The sequence below is a fragment of the Burkholderia sp. WSM2232 genome, from assembly GCF_000472545.1.
GTDB lineage: Bacteria > Pseudomonadota > Gammaproteobacteria > Burkholderiales > Burkholderiaceae > Paraburkholderia.
The window spans coordinates 58,180-78,148 of record NZ_AWZV01000019.1 but is presented as its reverse complement, the minus strand read 5'-3'; the positions used below and the strand labels follow the sequence as shown (position 1 = coordinate 78,148).

The 19,969-nt window shown below is 61.4% G+C and carries 16 protein-coding genes and 3 pseudogenes; 9 read left to right on the top strand and 10 right to left on the bottom strand.

The genetic code is table 11. The features are described 5' to 3' along the window. Nucleotides 1–30: 30 nt before the first annotated feature. The gene (locus tag F757_RS33835; RefSeq protein ID WP_051376826.1) at nucleotides 31–963 is read left to right on the top strand and encodes a LysR substrate-binding domain-containing protein; all 933 of its coding nucleotides are present in this window, start codon (nucleotides 31–33) and stop codon (nucleotides 961–963) included. Then, nucleotides 915–1,664: pseudogene (locus tag F757_RS33830) on the top strand (MFS transporter); the annotation flags it as partial. The gene F757_RS33835 and the pseudogene F757_RS33830, both read left to right, overlap by 49 nt. Before the next feature lie 20 nt (nucleotides 1,665–1,684). Here F757_RS33830 and F757_RS0118650 read toward each other — a convergent pair. Then, complete coding sequence (locus tag F757_RS0118650) at nucleotides 1,685–2,290, bottom strand: peroxidase-related enzyme (RefSeq protein WP_027212713.1); 606 nt, start codon at nucleotides 2,288–2,290, stop codon at nucleotides 1,685–1,687. Between the two features lie 131 nt (nucleotides 2,291–2,421). On the opposite strand from F757_RS0118650, the pseudogene F757_RS36645 reads away from it, so the two are divergent. Beyond that, nucleotides 2,422–2,536: pseudogene (locus F757_RS36645) on the top strand (cupin domain-containing protein); the annotation flags it as partial. Between the two features lie 106 nt (nucleotides 2,537–2,642). Here F757_RS36645 and F757_RS0118645 read toward each other — a convergent pair. After that, the gene (locus F757_RS0118645; RefSeq protein WP_027212712.1) at nucleotides 2,643–3,629 is read right to left on the bottom strand and encodes a zinc-dependent alcohol dehydrogenase family protein; all 987 of its coding nucleotides are present in this window, start codon (nucleotides 3,627–3,629) and stop codon (nucleotides 2,643–2,645) included. Between the two features lie 741 nt (nucleotides 3,630–4,370). Here F757_RS0118645 and F757_RS0118635 point away from each other — a divergent pair. Further along, complete coding sequence (locus F757_RS0118635) at nucleotides 4,371–6,140, top strand: SulP family inorganic anion transporter (protein ID WP_027212710.1); 1,770 nt, start codon at nucleotides 4,371–4,373, stop codon at nucleotides 6,138–6,140. 12 nt (nucleotides 6,141–6,152) lie between these two features. On the opposite strand, the gene F757_RS0118630 is transcribed toward F757_RS0118635, so the two are convergent. Then, nucleotides 6,153–6,803 (bottom strand): TetR/AcrR family transcriptional regulator, encoded by a 651-nt coding sequence (locus tag F757_RS0118630; protein ID WP_051376823.1) that lies wholly within the window; start codon nucleotides 6,801–6,803, stop codon nucleotides 6,153–6,155. Between the two features lie 80 nt (nucleotides 6,804–6,883). On the opposite strand from F757_RS0118630, the gene F757_RS0118625 reads away from it, so the two are divergent. After that, on the top strand, nucleotides 6,884–8,044 hold the full coding sequence (locus F757_RS0118625) for an MBL fold metallo-hydrolase (protein ID WP_027212708.1): 1,161 nt from the start codon (nucleotides 6,884–6,886) through the stop codon (nucleotides 8,042–8,044). Nucleotides 8,045–8,064: 20 nt separating this feature from the next. On the opposite strand, the gene F757_RS0118620 is transcribed toward F757_RS0118625, so the two are convergent. The 3 genes from F757_RS0118620 to F757_RS0118610 all read right to left on the bottom strand — a co-directional run bounded on the left by F757_RS0118620 (nucleotide 8,065) and on the right by F757_RS0118610 (nucleotide 11,628). Further along, nucleotides 8,065–9,150 (bottom strand): porin, encoded by a 1,086-nt coding sequence (locus F757_RS0118620; protein WP_027212707.1) that lies wholly within the window; start codon nucleotides 9,148–9,150, stop codon nucleotides 8,065–8,067. A gap of 150 nt (nucleotides 9,151–9,300) precedes the next feature. Then, nucleotides 9,301–10,614, bottom strand: coding sequence for a dicarboxylate/amino acid:cation symporter (locus F757_RS0118615; protein WP_027212706.1), 1,314 nt, complete (start codon nucleotides 10,612–10,614; stop codon nucleotides 9,301–9,303). Nucleotides 10,615–10,758: 144 nt separating this feature from the next. Continuing rightward, entirely contained in the window at nucleotides 10,759–11,628 is an 870-nt protein-coding gene (locus tag F757_RS0118610; protein WP_027212705.1) for an amidohydrolase family protein, read from the bottom strand. A 139-nt stretch (nucleotides 11,629–11,767) separates the two neighbouring features. Between F757_RS0118610 and F757_RS0118605 the strand changes: the two genes are divergently transcribed. Further along, nucleotides 11,768–12,697, top strand: a complete 930-nt coding sequence (locus tag F757_RS0118605) for a LysR family transcriptional regulator (RefSeq protein ID WP_027212704.1) — start codon at nucleotides 11,768–11,770, stop codon at nucleotides 12,695–12,697. Between the two features lie 62 nt (nucleotides 12,698–12,759). Beyond that, nucleotides 12,760–12,915 (top strand): annotated as a pseudogene (locus tag F757_RS35860) (OmpW family outer membrane protein); the annotation flags it as partial. A 21-nt stretch (nucleotides 12,916–12,936) separates the two neighbouring features. Here F757_RS35860 and F757_RS0118595 read toward each other — a convergent pair. After that, entirely contained in the window at nucleotides 12,937–13,140 is a 204-nt protein-coding gene (locus tag F757_RS0118595) for a hypothetical protein (protein ID WP_027212703.1), read from the bottom strand. 344 nt (nucleotides 13,141–13,484) lie between these two features. On the opposite strand from F757_RS0118595, the gene F757_RS0118590 reads away from it, so the two are divergent. Then, the gene (locus F757_RS0118590) at nucleotides 13,485–14,495 is read left to right on the top strand and encodes a DUF2891 domain-containing protein (protein WP_027212702.1); all 1,011 of its coding nucleotides are present in this window, start codon (nucleotides 13,485–13,487) and stop codon (nucleotides 14,493–14,495) included. 51 nt (nucleotides 14,496–14,546) lie between these two features. Here F757_RS0118590 and F757_RS0118585 read toward each other — a convergent pair whose 3' ends face one another. Further along, nucleotides 14,547–14,972 (bottom strand): PRC-barrel domain-containing protein, encoded by a 426-nt coding sequence (locus F757_RS0118585; protein ID WP_027212701.1) that lies wholly within the window; start codon nucleotides 14,970–14,972, stop codon nucleotides 14,547–14,549. A gap of 193 nt (nucleotides 14,973–15,165) precedes the next feature. Here F757_RS0118585 and F757_RS0118580 point away from each other — a divergent pair, with 193 nt between their 5' ends. After that, complete coding sequence (locus F757_RS0118580) at nucleotides 15,166–17,532, top strand: DNA polymerase II (protein ID WP_027212700.1); 2,367 nt, start codon at nucleotides 15,166–15,168, stop codon at nucleotides 17,530–17,532. A 44-nt stretch (nucleotides 17,533–17,576) separates the two neighbouring features. Here the strand turns inward: F757_RS0118580 and F757_RS0118575 are convergent, their stop codons facing one another. Together F757_RS0118575 and F757_RS0118570 are read right to left on the bottom strand one after the other, a co-directional pair. Next, nucleotides 17,577–19,073: an alkaline phosphatase family protein gene (locus F757_RS0118575; RefSeq protein WP_027212699.1), complete on the bottom strand. Its 1,497-nt coding sequence runs from the start codon at nucleotides 19,071–19,073 to the stop codon at nucleotides 17,577–17,579. A gap of 325 nt (nucleotides 19,074–19,398) precedes the next feature. Beyond that, a complete protein-coding gene (locus F757_RS0118570; protein WP_027212698.1) occupies nucleotides 19,399–19,941 on the bottom strand; it encodes a hypothetical protein in 543 nt (180 codons plus the stop codon). Nucleotides 19,942–19,969: the final 28 nt, after the last annotated feature.

Genomic DNA, 19,969 nt, shown 5'->3' with positions numbered 1-19,969 from the left:
GTGCGTGGCGCCGTCAAACGAGGACGCAACATGCCACTACGTCTGCCGCCTTTGCCCGCGCTTCGTTTCTTCGAAGCGGCGGGCAGGCACCAAAGTTTCAAGCTCGCCGCCGCGGAACTGAATGTCACACCAAGTGCCGTGAGTCACGGCATTGTGGGTCTCGAAGAGGCACTCGGTGTCGAGCTCTTCGTGCGCGAGCCGCGCGGCATTTCATTAACCGCGACTGGCGCCGACTATCTGTCGTATGTTTCAGAGGCGTTTTCGCTGATCGCTATCGGCACGCAGCGTCTGCCCAATCATCGCGCGAACCGTCCCATTGCGCTCAGTTGTGCGCCGACATTCGCCTCGCGCTGGTTGCTGCCGCGTTTGCAACGTTTCAAGGCGCGTTGGCCCGATGTGAACGTGACGGTCGACACATCGCATCGCCAGGTGGGTTTTCCGGTGGATGGCTTCGACTTCGCGATTCGTCTGAGCCGTGCGCCGGTTGCGGGCACGGCATGGACGCGTCTCTTTGGCGAAGAGTTCGTACCCGTATGCAGTCCCGCTTATCTGGCGTCGCTGCGTGACGGGCACGGCACACCCTCACTGCACAACGCGACGCTGATTCACGTGAATGCCGCGAGCGAAAACTGGCATGCGTGGCTCGAGGCGACCGGCACACAGACGATGAACCCGAACGACGGCTTGCGCGTAGACACCATTCAGCTCGCGTTCGAAGCCGCGAGCATGGGGCTCGGCGTCGCGCTCGGCCGCAGACCGCTGGTGAATCGCGACCTTGAAAGCGGCGCGCTCGTGACAGCGGCATTCGCGAGCGTTGCTTCGGCCACCGCATACTGGCTCGTCAGCGCGGAGAATGCCGAACGCCGACCGGAACTGCTTGGTTTCAGGCAATGGATACTCGCGGAGGCCACGCAAGGCTCCATGCCGGCATTGCCACGTCGCTATTCGTGCTCGCTTTCCTGATGCTGATGGTAGCCCCGCTCGGCATGGTGCTGGACAGGGGCGCTAAAACGCTGGTGCCACGCCAGGAACCGCCTGTTTCATCGCTACGTGCCGTGCTCGGGCAGGCCATGCGGCATCGTGGTTATCGGCTGCTCACGCTGGGTTTCTTTACCTGCGGATTTCAGCTTGCATTCATCGCCACGCATCTGCCGGGCTATCTATCGCTCTGCCATATGCCGCTCGGGCTCGGCGCGACCGCACTCGCGCTGATCGGTCTGTTCAACATGGTGGGAAGCTGGGCGTGCGGCTGGTTAGGCGGCCGCTTCCGGCAGCATTACGTGCTCGGCTGGCTCTACCTGATTCGCAGCGCGACGATTGGCGCATTCTTTCTTCTGCCAAAGAGCGCACTCACTGTCGTGCTATTTGCCGCCGTAATGGGTTTGACGTGGCTCGGCACCGTTCCGCTGACAAGCGGGCTCGTGGCCAAGGTTTTCGGCACGCGGCATCTTGGCACCCTGTTCGGCGTGTGCTTTCTGAGCCATCAGATCGGTTCATTTCTCGGCGCGTGGCTAGGCGGCGTCGTCTTCGACCTGACGGGCTCATATTCGCTGCTGTGGCAGGCAACCGTGGCAAGCGGTCTTATTGCGGCGCTACTGCACTTTCCAATTGACGACACTGCCTTGCATACCCCGGCATTGCAGGCCGAACCGGCGAACGCCTGAGCAGCACTGCGCAAACAGGCCTATTTTTGCGGGGTTTCCGCGGCGGCCTTGGGCACGCGCCCCATCAGATAAAACTCGTCGTTGGGGCGCATCGAAATCACATTGGCCATGCGATTGGACAAGCCGAAAAACGCGGTGATTGCAGCAATGTCCCAGATGTCTTCGTCAGAAAAGCCCTGTTCGCGCAAGTTCTGGAAGTCGGCTTCGTCGATGTTTCCAGATTCGCGGCAGACCTTCAATGCGAAGTCGAGCATTGCCCTTTGCCGCGCGGTAATGTCGGCTTTGCGGTGATTGACGGCGACCTGGTCCGCCAACAGCGGCGCCTTCTCGTAGATACGCAGAATCGCGCCGTGCGCCACCACGCAATACAGGCAGTTGTTCACTGCGCTCGTGGCGACCACGATCATTTCACGTTCGCCTTTCGTAAGGCCGCCCTCTTTCAGCATTAACGCGTCGTGGTAGGCGAAGAACGCGCGAAACTCGTCAGGCCGATGTGCAAGAGTCAGAAACACGTTTGGCACGAAACCGGCTTTCTGCTGCACTTCGAGAATACGCGCGCTGATGTCGTCGGGCCATTCGCTCGGGTCGGGAACCGGGTAGCGGCTGATCGGTTGCAGCGTCGTCATGCTGTGTCTCCGTTGTCGAGCGATATGTGATGACGATTGTAGCGCTCGCGACCGTGGGCCGTGGGCGTGCACCGTCTAGTCGCGCAAGTTCGATTCCGGGGAAAACCTTCGAACTCTTCCCGAACCCGGCCATTCCTCCGGGCATACCGCATCAGCCGTTCAATCTGAACGAGCTTGGCAGCGCGAGCAATCGTAGCGCGCAACCAGGCGGACGAACATGAACGCGTCCTGCCTTACGATCCCAGTGCCGGATCAGGCCCGCACGAAGAGGAACCGCAGCAGCGCAGCGCCGCTTATCCTGCGGGCCGCGCCACAGCATGCGGGCGCGTGCAATCCGCACTGCGCTGTCCGCTCACCGCATGCGCAACACCGCCGCTCCGTTGACATGGCCGTCGCGCAGATCGTTCAGCGCGCGGTTTGCGTCTGCGAGCGGGTACGGCGTGGTTTCGATCTGCAACGGCACTTGCGCCGCAAGCTCCATGAAGGCGTGGCCATCGGCGCGCGTGAGGTTGGCCACCGAACACACGCGGCGCTCGCCCCATAGGAGTTCGTAAGGAAACGATGGAATGTCGCTCATATGAATGCCGCCGCACACAACAGCGCCGCCCTTCGCAACCGCCTTCAGCGCCGCCGGCACCAGCGGACCGGCCGGCGCAAAAATCAGCGCTGCGTCGAGCTCTTGCGGAGGCGTCTCGTCGCTGCCACCGGCCCAGTCCACCCCAAGCCGCAATGCGAACTGCTGCGCGGCAGTGTCGCCGGGACGGGTCAGCGCGAACACCTTGCGCCCCTCGTGCAGCGCTACTTGCGCGACGATATGGGCCGCTGCGCCGAATCCATAAATGCCGATTGCGCGCGCATCACCCGCCATGCTGAGCGTGCGGTAGCCGATCAAGCCTGCGCATAGAAGCGGTGCCGCTTCTACGTCGGAATAGCGCTCGGGCAGATGCAGGCAGTAACGGCTATCGGCGACAGTGCGCTCGGCATAGCCGCCATCAATCGTATAGCCTGTGAAGCCCGGATCGTCGCAAAGGTTTTCGCGGCCGCTCGCGCAATAGCGGCAGTGCCCGCAGGTATGGCCGGTCCACGGTACGCCTACGCGGTCGCCCACCGCGAAGCCCGCCACACCTTCGCCGAGTGCAGCGACTGTCCCCACGATTTCATGTCCGGGAATGAGCGGCTGCTTCGGATGCGCGAGTTCTCCATCGATCACATGCAAGTCGGTGCGGCACACACCGCATGCGTGAACGTCGATCAGCAACTGACCGGGCGCCGGCCGCGGCTCGGCTATTTCCCTCTCACACAGCATCGGAGCGATTCCGTCGAACACCATAGCGCGCATGCCCTTCTCCTGTACTTGGCGGATGGCGTGGCATCGCTTCGTGCGTAATGTGTGTACGTACGTGCGTGGGGTGCGTGACCTTCGCGTCTTTTACCGCACGTCGCGAGCGGCAGAAGCCCGGTATTGCGCCTACTGACTTGCGGCCGATGCACCACCCATGGGCGGCGCCACGCTATTGCTCGTGGCGGCCGGCCCGCTCATGCCCGCCGTTCCGGCAGTATCGTTCGTGCCGGAGCGTTTGCATCCTGCGGTGCCGCCTGCCAGCGCCGCAATCATTACAGCGACCACTGCCTTCCTTAGGACTGGTTCCATCATAACCTCCTGGGTGGGTCGTGAGCGTCGAGCGACACGCGGTCCGCCTTAGGCGGGGCGTGGCTGCTTCGACAAGCGTGCGGACGTCGGCCATTATCTGCAACAGGGCCCCAAACTCGACGCGTCACCCGCGCGCCGACGCGACACGGCTTCGCAATACGCGGGCCTTCTGTCCCTGTACAAGTTGCAATCCTATGTAAAAAGCGCAATCTGTACGCTGAGTGCACCCGCTGCCAATTGCATTACACAGCGCAAGCTAGCCAGTGCCAGCTCGCGCACAGAGCTCGATCGTTGCAGGTCTGCATTGCAGGAGCGACGGCAACACGTAGGAGAAACGCATGCATGACTTGCGCCCGTTTTGACCTTGCCGCGACGCGGCCACACAATAGATAAGCGAATGACCGTCTATGCAAGGTGATTGACGTGCAAATGGGCAAATCTCACGCAGACCCACGTGCAACGCCGCATCATGCGAGCGCGACTGGCCGGCTCGCGCGCCGCATTCCCGTCCTGACGTGGATGCGCGACTATCGGCTCGCCTCGTTGCCGCACGACGCGATGGCGGGCCTCACGCTTAGCGCGGTTCTCGTCCCGGCTGGGATGGCCTATGCGGAAGCTGCCGGCATACCCTCGGTCGCGGGCCTGTATGCGTCGCTTGCCGCACTCGTTGCCTATGCATTGTTCGGGCCGAGCCGCATTCTCGTGGTGGGCCCCGATTCGGCGCTGGTGGCGCTGATTCTCGCCGCCGCGCTCCCGCTCGCCCCGCATGGCGGCCCACACGCAGTCATGCTGGCGGGCGCGCTTGCACTGCTGTCCGGCCTGCTCTGCGCCGCCGTGGGCCTGCTCAAGCTCGGCTTTATTGCCGATCTTCTCTCTACGCCGATACGCCACGGCTATCTGAACGGCATCATGCTGACCATTATAATTAGTCAGTTACCCAAACTATTGGGTTTTCCGGTGAAGGGGGAATCGTTCCTCGTCCAGGCGGAGGAACTGTTGCGCGGGGTATTCGCAGGCCGCATCAACGGCACGGCGCTCGCCATCGGCGCGGGTTCGCTTGCCGTCATTCTTGCCTGTCGACGCTGGGCGCCAAGAGTGCCGGGCGTCCTGATTGCGGTCGCGCTCGCAACTCTCGCTGTATCGTGGGCCGATCTTGCGCCGCGCGCGGGCATTGCAGTCGTCGGCAACGTGCCGCGCGGCCTGCCCGCGCCTGAATTTCCCGTGCTCGCATTGCGCGAATGGGTCGCGCTCGGCACGAGCGCATTGGCCATTGCGCTCGTCACGCTCACCGACGTCAGCATGTTGTCGCAAACCTACGGACTGCGCGCCGGCCGGCAAATCGACCGCGATCAGGAATGTTTCGCCATCGGCGTCGCAAACGTGGCCGCGGCGCTGTTTCAGGGTTTTCCCGTCAGCGCGAGCGGATCCCGTACGCCGGTCGCGCAAGCCGCCGGAGCAAAGACGCAAGTCACCGGACTCGTGGCCGCCGCGATTGTGGCCGCGCTCTTGCTGTTCGTACCGCAGGCGCTGCATAACACGCCGCAAGCCGCGCTTGCCGCTATCGTGATTGCGGCTTCGCTGGGCCTGCTTGAAACGCGTGGCGTGCTGAGGCTCTACCAGTTGCGGCGCAGCGAGTTCGTGCAGGCGCTGGTCTGTTTTCTCGGCGTCGTGCTGTCGGGCGTCGTGGCAGGCGTGGGAATCGCTTTGGCGCTCGCAGTGCTGATGTTTCTGTGGCGCGCGTGGCGGCCCTATGCCGCCGTGCTGGGGCGAGTCGACGGCGTGAAGGGCTATCACGACATTTCACGGCATCCCGACGCGCGGCGTGTTCCCGGCCTCGTGCTGTTGCGTTGGGATGCACCGCTCTTCTTCGCCAACGCGCAGATTTTTCGCGAGCGCGTGCAACAGGCAATCGACACGGCATCCGGGCCCACGCGCCGGATCGTGATTGCCGCGGAGCCTGTGACCGACATCGACATTACCGCTGCCGACATGCTCGCCGAACTCATCGAACAGCTAGACGCACTGCATATCGAGCTCTGCTTTGCGGAATTGAAAGGACCGGTGAAGGACAGCCTCAAGCGTTATGGCATTTTCGAGCGTATCGGCGAGCACTCTTTCATGCCGACGGTGGGACGCGCAGTGAGCGATTATGTGCAAACGTATCGCGTGGAATGGCACGATTGGGAAGACGACGCATAAGCGCGCCGCTCCTCACGCATAGCGCGCCAGAAACATATCGGCTGCGGATTCGGCGATTGCCTGCTGCTCCGTTTCGCCGAGCGGCGGCTGTCCCATCGTCACCTGCGGCCAGAACGCAAACGCCTTGACGAGCCCCTGCAACTGGTGCGCGGCAAACACGGGGTCCGCAATCCGCAGACGTTTGTCCGCCGCGGCTGCGCGTATCCACACGGTCAGGTCTTCCTCGCGTTCCCCCAGACGCGCGACCATGTCGCGCGCGCGTTCGGGCGAGTGAATGCCCGCAGCAATCGCAACGCGCGCCAGCGCCAGAAACGCTTCGTCGTTGAGAAGCCGCAGTTTGCGCATCAGGAGTTCGATTAGTTGCTCACGCAACGGTACCGCCGCACGATAGGCCAGAGTTTCGCCGGCGTGGCTGGCGTCCCACAACTGCCGCAGTATTTCGGCAAACAGCGCCTCCTTGCTCGGGAAATGGTTGTAGACGGTGCGCTTGGAGACGTTCGCGCGCGCGGCGATGCGGTCCATGCTGGTGCCGTCGAAACCGGCCGCGAGAAACTCCTCGATGGCCGCGGAAATGACGGCCACGCGCTTGCGGTCGGTCAGGCGCTGTTGAGCGGCAGGGGTGGCGGGGATCACGGGGGTGGCGGCAGTGACGGTCGGATGCATGCCTGAATTTTACACCGTGTAGTTTACTTTTCGGGATAATAAAGTACACTGCTTGGTCTACTTTCGAACGGACGCCGCACATGACATCGTTTCTCGACTCCATCGGGCGTGCCTTGGGTTTCGCTGCCGCAAGGCGCGGGCGCGCGCTCTCCGGCCTGTCGACGCAGCACGACGGCGAGCGGTTTCGCAACGTCAAGCCGCGTCCCGTCGAGCCATTCGGCAAAACCCTGCGCATTGCGTGGAATGTGTTGCTCAACAAGCCGTCGGGCACCGTGCCGACTGGCGCGTTGCCCGTCGACACACTGACGCGCGACGATCTCGCTGCGGCGCCGGACCGGAGCCTTTACCGGCTCGGACACTCCACGGTGCTGCTCAAGTTACGCGGCGAGTTCTGGCTGACCGATCCCGTGTTCGCAGAACGTGCTTCGCCGTTCCGGCGCGTCGGTCCAAAGCGCTTTCATGCGCCGCCCATCGCACTCGCAGACCTGCCGCCGCTTGCCGGCGTAATTCTTTCGCACGATCACTACGATCATCTGGACCGCGAAACAGTGCTTGCGTTGGCGGCCACGACCAGGATCTTTGTGACACCGCTCGGTGTCGGCGACCGCCTGATCGAATGGGGTATCGAGGCAAGCAGCGTACGGCAGCTCGACTGGTGGCAAAGCATAGAGGTCGGCGGTCTCTCGTTCACAGCGACGCCGGCGCAGCATTTCTCGGGGCGCAGCCTGTTCGACGGCAACAGCACATTGTGGGCATCGTGGGTGATTGCCGACGACGACCTGCGCGTGTTCTTCAGTGGCGACACTGGCTACTTCGAGGGATTCAGGACGATCGGCGAGCGTCTCGGGCCATTCGACGTTGCTCTCGTCGAAACCGGCGCGTACGACGCGCAATGGCCGTACGTTCATATGCACCCCGAAGAAACCGTCCAGGCACATGTCGATCTGCGCGGCCGCTGTCTGGTGCCGATTCACAACGGTACGTTCGACCTGGCCATGCACAGATGGCACGAGCCGTTCGAGCGCGTACTGGGACTCGCTGCGGCGCGCGGCGTCGCGCTCTCGACACCCCGCATGGGCGAGCGGCTCGACCTCGCCGCGCCCCATCGCGGGGAGCGGTGGTGGCGCAATGTGATGGACGCGGTCGAGGCGCCCGAAGTATCGCGAGGCCTATTCGCACGTATTGCGCGTATTTTTTCATGCAACGACGCGGCGCGAGCCAATTCCAGAAACAACGCGTGAGGCGGCCCTCTCCCGTTCGCCTAGAACGTATGCTGCATTCCCACGCCATACGTGCTGCCCGACGGATTGGCCGTGAGCTTGTCGTAGGAATACACGGTGTACACGAAAGTGCGTTTCGAAAGAATGTACTCGTAGGCGAGGCTCGCGGTATTGCGTACGTTGCTGCGGTCGAGCGGCGCGCTGTGTTTGGTGCGCGCCCACTCGGCGAGAATCACGCTGGACGGCGTGAGCGGCACCGAAACGCCCAACTCATACGTGTGCGAGCCGGTTTCGACGTTGTTGTTGATGGTCATTTGCGCGGCGCCGTACACCTTCATGAACTTCGCGTCATAAGCGGCGCCGGCCAGATAAAGATACTGCCCGCTTGACGGCGCCACCGCCGCAGTGCGAACGCGTTGCGCGGAAAACACCGCGGTGAGCGGACCTTTCGCATACGTCAAATGGAGACCGACATTGTCGCGTCCCTGATGTCCCGTCGTGCTGCTTACGCTGTAAATTGCGGTACCGGTCAGTCCGCCGTAATTCGGTGATACATACTCGATCGCGTTCTGCCAAACAGTATCGCCAATCACCGTGTTGCTGTAGCTCGCTGTGTATGACTGCACGATTAATGGCGAGAAGACGACAGAAGATCCGAACGGATTCACCAGTTGCTGGTTGATATACGTAGGGTTGGTTTGCTCACCGAATTTGAACGTTCCATATGCGCCGGTGAGTCCTACATAGGCGTTGCGGGAAAATAGCCCGTCGGTCGTATTGCGCCCCATCTGTCCGGTATTCGGCCGGAAGAAGCTTTCCAGGCTGAAGATCACCGCATTGCCGCCGCCAATATCCTCGCGGCCGCGAATTCCCCAGAACGACGTGGTCATTCCTCCACCGCCCATCTGCACGGTGCTGGCGCGCGTCGTGCTGAGTTTCGCGCTGTCGATGTACATGCCGATGAGACCGTACATCTGCACCGACGAAGACGACATCGTTGCAGCGCCTGCCGCGGCTTGCGAAGAATCGGCGTGCGCTGCACCGCTCGCCGCTGTGAATAGAGCCGTCGCAACGCATGCTGTGTGAAAGGGCGCCCCGCAGCGCGTGCTATTTGTTTTTCTCGACATCACTAGTTGTCTCCAGACCGGTTTCCATATTTTTTGGGCGCAAGCGTCCCCTGCCGCGTGCGCAAATGCGCACGGGTCAGCAAGACACCTGGATAGTGACTGCAGCCAGACAGTCAATCGATGCGGCCAAACACGTGCTGAAGCCCGCGATCAGGCGCGTGGTAAATCCGCGCGTTGCCGGGCCATGCGCTCATTCAGCCTGGTTCTGTCGAGCTCGTGTTCCCACGCTGAAACGACGAGTGTCGCCACGCCGTTGCCAATCGTGTTCGCAATTGCGAGGCCGGTACCCATGAAACGGTGGATACCGAGAATCAGCACCATGCCGGACACCGGAATTAGCGGGAAAACCAGCAACGTCGACGTCAGCATCACGAACGCCGCGCCAGCCACACCGCTCGCGCCTTTCGACGTCAGCATCGCCACGCCGACCAGCGTGAGCTGCTGCGTGAGACTGAGTTCGATATTGAATGCCTGCGCGATGAACAGCACGGCCATTGTCAGGTAGATGTTGGTACCGTCGAGATTGAATGAGTAGCCTGCCGGAATGACGAGTCCGACAACCGATTTGGAGCAGCCCAGACGCTCGAGTTTTTCGAGCATCTGCGGAAGCGCGGCCTCCGAAGAACTGGTGCCCAGCACAATCAGAATCTCTTCGCGGATATAGCTCATGAAGCGCAAGATGCTGAAGCCGAGCACTCGTGCAATGGCACCGAGCACGACGATCACGAACACCAGCAGCGTGGCATAGAACGCCCCAATCAGTTTCAGCAACGGCACGACTGCGCCGATTCCATATGTGCCGATGGTGAACGCGATGGAGCCGAAGGCACCGATTGCCGCCACCTTCATGATGATGTGCACGATGCCGAAAAACGTATGCGCAAAGTAATCGATCATCGCGATGAGCGGACGCCCGCGCTCTCCGGTCGCAGCCAGTGCAGCGCCGAACAGCACTGACACCAGCAGTATCTGCAGTACGTTGCCCGAAGCAAACGCACCCGTTACGGTGTCCGGAATGATATGCATCAGGAATTCGACCGTATTCTGGTGCTGCGCGGCACTCGTGTAGCCGGCCAGCGCTTTCGTGTCGATGGTGGCCGGATTCAGATTGAAGCCGCTGCCCGGATGAAAGATATGCCCCGCCACCAGCCCGATGACGAGCGAAAGCGTCGACACGATTTCGAAGTAAAGCAGCGCCTTGCCGCCCACTCGCCCGACTTTCTTCATGTCACCCATGCCGGCAATGCCGGTCACGACAGTGCAGAAGATAATCGGGCCAATCACCATTTTGATCAGCTTGATGAACGCGTCGCCAAGCGGCTTCATCTTCACTGCCAGCGACGGCGCAAAATGCCCCAACAGTACGCCGAAAATGATGGCCACGAATACGTGGAAATACAGCGTTCGGTAAAAGGGCTTTCGTGCGCCGGACGAGGGCGAGGTCATGACGGCACTCTCGCTCATGAAGCCGCTCCTCGCCAATTAACACGACTTTCATTTCTGGTCATCTTTGTCTCCATCGAAAATAGTGAGCGGAAAGTCGTCACTCGGTCGCTTTCCGCATGTCTGCCATCTTAGGGCGGCAGTTCATAACGATTGCGGGTACAACTACGCGGGAAAGCCGTAAAGCCGCGCGGGATTCGTCACCAGCAGCTTTTCGCGCAACGCTTCATCCGGGCAGAAGCGGAACAGCAGATCGACGAGTTCGCCGTCGTTCGGCATGTCCTTGCTGATGTTCGGATGCGGCCAGTCTGTGCCCCACAGCACGCGATCCGGCGCGGCTTCGATCAGCGCCTGGCCGAACGGTATTGCATCGTCGAAAGGCCGGCGGCCCGCCGAAACGCGCTCCGAGCCGCATACTTTGACCCATGCGAGCGGATTGCGCATGAGTTCCAGCAGTTGGCGAAACGGCTGTTGATCGAGTCCGCCTTCGGCCCGCACGCGGCCCATGTGATCGATCACGAACGGCACCTTGATGCGCGCGATCCGCTGCGCGTACTGCAAAATGTCCTGCGCGTCCAGATGCAGCACCACATGCCAGCCTAGCCGCTCGATGCGCTCGAGTACACGGTCGAACACGTCGAGGTCCGGTGCGCCGCCGAGATGCGCGACAAAGTTGAAGCGCACCCCACGCACACCGCGCGCGTCGAGATCGGCGAGTTGCGCATCGGTCACGTCGCCGTCGACTATCGCGACGCCGCGGTAGCGGCCGTTACTGCGGGCAATGGCATCAAGCATTGCGCTATTGTCGGTGCCATGACAACTCGCCTGCACGATGACGCCACGGCTCAGGCCGAGAAAGTCGTGCAGTGCGCGCAATTGCTCAAAAGGCGCGTCAGGCGGGGTATAGCTGCGCTCCGGCGCATACGGGAATGCGTCGGCGGGACCGAAAACATGGCAATGCGCGTCGCAAGCACCTGCGGGCAAGGGCTCTTTCGGGCGGACGGGATTGGGATCGGGCGGCAAACAGGATTTCATCAGAGCTTTGTCTCTATCTTGGTGGCCGCATGGCGCGGCTATGTATGTAAGCTGGATTAAGCGGATTGTGGCGGCGTACGTCGCTCGCTACAATCGCTATACCAAACTAGCTGATATGTGAATTACACATACCTCGCCCATGGACCTCAAGCAGCTGGAAGCGTTTGTGCATGTCGCCGAACTCGGCAGCTTCACGCGCGCAGCAATCACGCTCGACACCAACCAGCCCGCTCTCAGCAGACTCGTGCGGCAACTCGAAGTGGAACTGCGCCACACCTTGCTCGAGCGCAATGGCCGCGGCGTCGCCCTCACGCCTGCCGGGCAGCGCATGCTGGCCCATTCGAAGGGCATCCTTTCGCAGGTGCAGCGCGCGTCGCAAGATCTCGACGAATTGCGCGGCACCGTTGGCGGCCATTTTTGCATTGGCATTACGCCGAGCTTCGCGAAGGTTGCAACCAATGAACTCGTGCGCAGTTTCCGCACGTCGTTTCCGGGTGCGACCATTTCCGTTGCGGAGGGACTGTCGACCTATCTGATCGAATGGCTGATGATGGGCCGCGTCGACGTCGCGGTTCTTTACGACACCTTCGATACACCGCTGATCGACAAGCGCACGGTGTTTACCGAAGAACTTTTCCTGATCGGCGCGGACGATGGCAAAAGAGACGCAAAGCTGGCGCGCGAGCCGGTGAGAACAATCGCACTGCGCGACATTCCTCGCTATCCACTGGTGATTCCCGGCCGCATGCACGCCATTCGTCGCATGCTCGAGTCCGTTGCGGCCGAACAAGGCGTTCGGCTCAATATCGAACTCGAAGTCGATGCGGTCTCGTCGATTCTCGACCTGGTTAGCGAGGGCATCGGCTATGCAGTGCTGCCGCTGAACGCAACCGTCAGCGACGCGCTCAAGCGGCGCTTTCGGGTGATCCGCATTACCGAGCCCACCCTGTTTAGCCGGCTAGCCATCGCCACGAGCAGCAAGCACACGCTCTCACAACTTGCGGTCCAGGCCATTGCCATGCTCGAGGAGCGCGCGCTGCCTCTGTATAGCGCAGTGCGCCGCAAGTAAGAAAAGAGAGGTAACAGAACCGTAAGGCATTGCTCTAACTACGAATGGAGCCGGACATTACTGATGAAGTATGGTCGGTCGACCTCTCGCTGTCGTACATGTGGCTTTCCACGCGTGCAACCTTGACCACAAGGTCCTCGGTTGGCACCGTAACGAGTGCCACGAAGCTGAAGCTCAATCCGATCATTTCATTTGCGTCTGTCGGATATCGCTTCTGAGGCTGCCGACATGCCGAAGCCTTAATTGGTGATTACCACCGCAATGGCTTTTGCGTGCGTCAATTCAAATGTACTGAGCCGGCCTGCGCGAACGTCGAGTACGAGGCGCTCGATCAACTCGACTTCGCGCTGGTGCTCGATATCGACGTTCGTTGCAGACGCAATCTTGTCGAGGCACACGCGCCGTCGGGCCAGCAGGAAATTGACGGCGCTGGCACGCCGCATAAAGAACTGCTCCATCCTGGTGTTGTCAGTGCAAAGACGTGTTGCCGGTAGCGGAGCGAGAACATAGCACGCACGAACGGACCGCCGCAACCGCGCAAAGAACCGGAAAGAAACCCGCCTCGCCTGGCGATTTCTCCTGCCCGGTTGCAAAAGGCGTCGGCGGCAGCTTTAGCCGCAATTACCCGCCGTTGGCGTCAGCAGGCGCCGACATCGCGGCATTCCCGCTGCCACGCCGGGAATACACATAGTGCATTCACCCGGGTACAGCGCTCCAGCCTTTGCTATTGCCGGCAGCCAATATGATACTAATGGCCTGTTCGTATTCCGCTTTCGAGGAACCGCCCATGACCGCCCTACTCACTCGCGAATTCGCTTCGAAATTCGCCAACCTCGCGCTCGCTCACCTCACGCGCGAATACCCGAACAAACTCACGCATTCGCTGGCGGGTCCGCAAGACGTGCAAAGCCCACGCGCATTGCATCCGATTTTTTACGGCAGTTATGACTGGCACTCGTGCGTGCATGGATACTGGCTGGTTCTTCATCTTATCGAGCGTTTCCCGGACTTGCCGGAAGCCGCGCGTATTGTGGACGTGGTCGACGAGCATTTCACTGCGGCAAACGTTGCGGGCGAGCGCGCCTATCTCGACCTGCCGCACAATCTGGGCTTCGAGCGGCCGTATGGCTGGGCTTGGCTTCTCGCGCTTGGTGCGCAACTGCATTCGCTAAAGCGCTCGGACGCCGCGCGCTGGTCGAAGACCTTTGAGCCGCTTACCGAGGTCTTCGTCGAACGCTTCGAGACATTCTTGCCCAAAGCCACTTATCCGCTGCGCGTGGGCACGCATTTCAACATGGCCTTTGCGCTCGCGCTTACGCTGGACTTCGCGCGGCAAACCTCACGCGGCTCGCTGGAGGCGCTGGTTGTCAGCACCGCCGAGCGCTGGTTTTTACATGACGTGGCATGCCAGGCCTGGGAGCCCGCCGGTGACGAATTCCTCTCGCCCTCGCTGATGGAAGCCGAATTGATGCGCCGCGTGTTGCCGCCCGCGCAATTCGTCGACTGGTTTGGGCGCTTTCTACCCGACCTCGGCGCAAAAAAGCCCGCCACGCTTTTCGAACCGGCGACGATCACGGACCGCACCGACGGCAAGATCGCGCACCTCGACGGTCTCAATCTGAGCCGCGCCTGGTGCCAGCGCTCGCTGGCCCGCGCGCTGCCTGCGGGCGACATACGCCGCACCGTGCTGCTCGAGTCCGCGGAGCGCCATCTGCAAAGTGCGCTGCCGCATGTAGCAGGAGACTACATGGGCGAGCATTGGCTTGCCACCTTTGCCACGCTCGCCCTCGAGGCCTGAAGCAGGGATCAGGCTGGTAATACTATCGGCCTGCCCGCAAGCCCGAGTGGATCACTGCGCCGACAGCTTCTTCGGCTTCGCCGGCGTTTGCACCTTGTTGTACTGGAACTCCGGCGTGGCCTTCAACGCTGCCTTGGTCGCGCCCGCCAGATAAAAATTGCCCGAACGAATGTCCAGCGCCGCAATGGGCACGGCTACGTCATGCGAAGCAACGCCGAGAAAACCACCCGCGGCGACAATTGCTGCCGACAGCGAGCCGTCCGGTGCCACCACCAGATCGCGAATCGCACCGATCTTCTCGTTCTGATCGTTGTATACGGCCTTGCCGAGAATGCTCTTCTTGACGCTCCAGCCGCTCAGCAACGCATTGGATTGCTCGACCGTCACACTGAGAGGTTGCGTGCCCGCGACTTGCGCGTGTGCGCTCAAGCTCGCTGCGGCCACTGCGGCAGTCACTAGAAGTTTGCCCAACGTCATCTGATTTACTCCTCTTTTATTGAAAGACTGACCGGCGCACGAGCGCGCCGAAACAGGCGCTGCCAAATCATCATACCGGGTACGCCGCACGGCTGCATGCCCGGTGACACAAGCGCCGCGCGACGCTGCATGCGCAGGACGGTAAAATCGGGCGAGGCGCCAACACGCTTTCCCAGGTTCAAAGGTGGTGGGTTTGACAGAGCTCGAGCAGGGTTTCATCTTGACGCGGCATTGGCGGGACACTCCCGCCGGTACTGAAGTCGATTTCTGGCTGGCAACGGATGCCGGGCCTCGTCACATCCGTCTGCGCCATCAGACATCGGTTGCGTTCATTCCAGCCGAACAGCGTGAACGCGTCGAAAACATCTTGCGCCGTGAGGCGCCGCTCGACTTACGTCCGCTCGAATTGCGCGACTTTCATCATCGACCCGTCATGGGACTGTATTGTCCGCAATACCGCCAGCTGACCGGCTTCGAAAAACGCCTGAAACAAGGCGGCGTGCAAGTGTATGAAGCCGACATCTTTCCGCCCGAGCGCTACATGATGGAGCGTTTCATCACCGCGCCCGTCTGGTTCGGAGGCGAGTTGCAGAGCGACGGCACGCTCATGAATGGCGAACTGAAGCCCGCGGCGGACTATCGCCCCTCATTGAAGCTGGTATCGCTCGACATAGAAACGAGTGCTCACGCCGAACTCTATTCGATTGCACTGGAAGGTTGCGGCCAGCGCCAGGTGTATATGCTCGGCCCGCCGAACCGCGAGGTGGGCAATCTCGACTTCGAGCTTGAATACTGCGAAACGCGCGCCGAAATGCTCCAAAGACTCAACACGTGGATGGAGCGGCACGATCCCGATGCGATTATCGGATGGAACCTCGTGCAGTTCGATTTGCGCGTGCTGCAGCAGCATGCCGAACAATACCGCGTACCGCTGCGGCTCGGACGCGGCGGCGCACAGATGCAATGGCGCGAACACGGCCTGAAGCAGAACCATTATTTTGCGGGCGCCGCGGGACGGCTGATTATCGACGGCATAGAAGCGCTGCGCTCGGCGACGTGGAGCTTTCCCTCGTTCAGTCTCGAGCATGTGTCGCAAGCCGTATTGGGCGAAGGCAAGTCCATCGACAATCCGTACCAGCGCATGGATGAAATCCAGCGCCGCTTCGACGAAGACAAGCCCGCACTCGCTCAATACAACCTGAAGGACTGCGAGCTCGTCACACGCATCTTCGCGAAGACAGAACTGCTGCCTTTTCTGCTGGAACGCGCCACCGTGACCGGCCTGCCTGCGGATCGCAGCGGCGGTTCGGTCGCCGCTTTCACGCACCTGTACATGCCGCGCATGCATCGGCAAGGCTATGTCGCACCGAATGTCGGCGACGTGGCCGGCGCCGCGAGTCCCGGCGGTTTCGTCATGGACTCGCGCCCGGGCCTTTACGATTCCGTGCTGGTGCTGGATTACAAGAGTCTGTATCCGTCGATCATTCGCACGTTCCTGATCGACCCTGTCGGGCTGGTGGAAGGCATGCTGAATCCAGGCGACGATCAGTCCGTAGCCGGTTTTCTCGGCGCGCGTTTTTCACGCAAGCACCATTGTCTGCCCTCGATTGTGGGGCAGGTCTGGCAAGGCCGGGAAACGGCGAAGCGCGAGCACAACAAGCCGCTTTCGCAGGCACTTAAAATCATCATGAATGCGTTCTACGGCGTGCTAGGTTCGACCGGTTGCCGCTTTTTCGACCCGCGTCTTGCCTCTTCGATTACGATGCGGGGCCACGAAATCATGCACCGCACGCGAGAGCTGATTCAGGCAGAAGGTTATGAAGTGATCTATGGCGACACGGACTCGACCTTCGTCTGGCTCAGGCACGCACATGATGAGGACGAAGCGGGCCGCATCGGACGCGCGCTCGTCGACCATATCAACGCGTGGTGGCGGCAGGATCTACAACGGCGCTTCGGGCTAGAAAGCGCACTCGAATTGCAATTTGAGCGGCATTACCGGCGTTTCTTCATGCCGACAATTCGCGGCGCGGAAGAAGGCAGCAAGAAGCGCTACGCCGGACTCAGCGTGTCGCCCGACGGCAAGCAGGAGATCGTCTATAAAGGGCTTGAAACAGTGCGCACGGACTGGACTCCGCTTGCGCAGCGGTTCCAGCAGGAGCTTTACAGGCGCATCTTCACGCAGCAGCCCTATCAGGACTACGTGCGTGACTACGTGCGCGATACGCTCGCCGGCAAGCTCGACGATCAGCTCGTGTATCGCAAGCGCCTGCGCAGACCGCTTGGCGACTACGAACGCAACGTGCCGCCTCACGTGCGCGCCGCGCGCGTGGCCGACGAATTCAATCGCCGGCACGGGCGCCCGCTGCAATACCAGAACGGCGGCTGGATCAGCTACGTAATGACGGTTGCCGGACCCGAGCCGCTCGAAACACTGCGTTCAGCAATCGACTACGAACACTACCTGACGCGTCAGTTGCAACCCGTGGCGGACGCCATCTTGCCGCTGCTACGCGACGACTTCACGCGGCTCGTGTCGGGGCAAAAGCAATTGTTCTGACGCGGCGCGAGCAGCGGCAAGTAACTCTTCTCAGTTGCAACTAATTACCGCGGTGCCGGAAAACCGAGCGCGTCCGCTTTGGTACGCAGTTCCGCGAAACGGCCGCCTGGCGCACTCATTGCGGTATTGGGCACCACCTGGCTTTTGTCTAGTTGCGCGATGCCGCTCGCGCCGGAAGTCGCCGTCGAGATGTTCGAGCACACGGAGCCGAATGTGCCCTGTGTCACGGCAATGGCCGGCGCGTCGGTGCGCGCGGCGGCAGTAAAGTCGAGCGCGTAGGCCATGTTGAAAGTGGTCGAGGCGCTCGCTCGCACGCCAAGCGGATCGAGACCGAAGCGCCATGCGAGCAGTTGGTGAATCGAACTGGGATCGAACGGGTAACGCGATACATAGTTCGCGCGCACGCGCGGCCCGAGCAACATGCAGGGCACCCGGAAACCGAGCCGTCCGTCGTTGCCGAGCGCGGCCTCGGCACTGGACACCGGCTTGACGGGCGGCGCGACATGTTCCATGAAACCGCCCCACTCGTCATACACGATGATCATGAGCGTCCTGCTCCAGTTGGGGCTCGCGCGCAACGCGTCGTAAATCTGGCCGAGTAGTACCTGGCCGTTGCGCACGTCCGCATGGGGATGGTCGTCGTTCGAAGTGCCCTGCGCTTCTCCGCCAAAGCTGGGATCGACCATGCAGAACGAAGGCAAGGTGCCCGCCGCCGCGTCGGAGAGAAAGTCGGAAAAGAGCTTTGAGCGGCCGACGTACCGCGTGCCGTAGAGCGCGGTAAACGGCACGTCGTGGAAGTAGTAAGTGGACGAGATGTTTTTCGCGTCGAGGCGGTCCCAGATGGTCGGCAGCGACGAAGTGTCGAGCGTGTCCGACAGGCGGTCTGTTTCTCCGCTATGCAGATACACGCGGTTCGGATAAGTGTCTGCGAGAATGCCGCTCATGTAGTAGTCGCACACTGTGTACTGCGTGACCGCCCCACGATAGAAGTCGAGATCCGCCGACTGGAAATAGCCGATAGGCAGCAGATCGCCACGCGTGAGACTCGTGGCCGGCGTCAGCAGAAAACCGTTCATCGCTCCATTGGCGAGATGAACCCGGCCTGCATTGTATGAATGATTGGGGTCTGCGAACGAGCATGCCTGGAAGCCGTATGCGGGGTTCGTCGCCAGTGCGAACGGCGCATGCATCTCGCCGAATGCGTCTTTGAAGGTTCGACCTGCGATTGCCGTTTCGGCGTTCGGGACCCAGCCCATCAGATGGTCGAACGAACGGTTTTCCATTGTGACCAGCACGACATGGTCGATGCCGGAGGTGGCCGGATCGGGCAACGCGGGACGCGGGAGATTCGCACGATCGGGCGGAATCGTGCCCACGGGCTGCGATCCGCCGGACCCTGAGCCGCCGCTGTTGCCGCCTCCACCGCCGCCGCAGGCCGACAGTGCAATTGAACCTGCAAGCGCGGCAAGGACCTTGCGGCGGCCGGGATCAGCCGGCTCGGGTGGAACCGCTGGGCTCGGGGTGGTGGGCCTGGTCGTCATTGTCGTCTCCCTTTGTTAGTTGCTTGGTGTTTATAGGCGAATTCGCGTGGCAGCTTGTTGCCGCGAGGCGGATTCGTGCAACCAGGGAGCAATTATTGTTCCGCGCAAAAGGAAAGCCGGGCTCGACGGCGGGACGGCGTTGACGAACGGCTACCAGACCGCTCAGGCGCAGCAGCGGTTCGCTGTGGGCGGCGGCTACACGTTCAACAGCGCCAGGTCGAACCGCAATTGGTGCTGGCGGCCTCCAGATCTCCAATTGCTACGTCTTTGTTGAAATACTTTTTTGCAGCGATGCTCGCGGCGATCAGATCGCAAGAACCATCGCCTATTGCGCTTCTCTTTCAAACCGGCGCTTGACCGTCAACGCGAGCGGCACGGTAAAGAAGATGTGCGACATGAACCCGCCAATGATCACTGCAGGATCGGAGTAGTTCGGGTGATTGTCCGAGGCGATCATGATGGCCACGTGCATCACAATCCACGCCAGCACCGCATAGAAAAGCGCAAGCAGCGTTGCTTCAATGCCGCGTCTACGGAAGTACGGCCAGATCGCGGCGAACAGCACACCCCATGCAATTGCGAATACGAAGTGAATACCCGTGCCCACCACGTAGGCCCATACGCCAATCGAGTCCTGCACGGCTTTGCCGAACACGAGACCCGTTGCATTGCGGGGAATTCCGGCGAGCGGCATCAGGTGCTGAGCGCCAACCCAGATCAACGCCTCGTAAATCCAGATGATCACCGCGCCAAGCAATCCGCCGGCTGCGCCGGCGCGAATCATCGCGCGACGGCTCGGCCATGTCCACGCAAAGGGCAAAGCCGTTCTGCTCAAATCGCTTCTGCTTGTGCTCAGATTGCCGTCCATGTCTGCTCCTTTAAACGCGCTTGAGTGG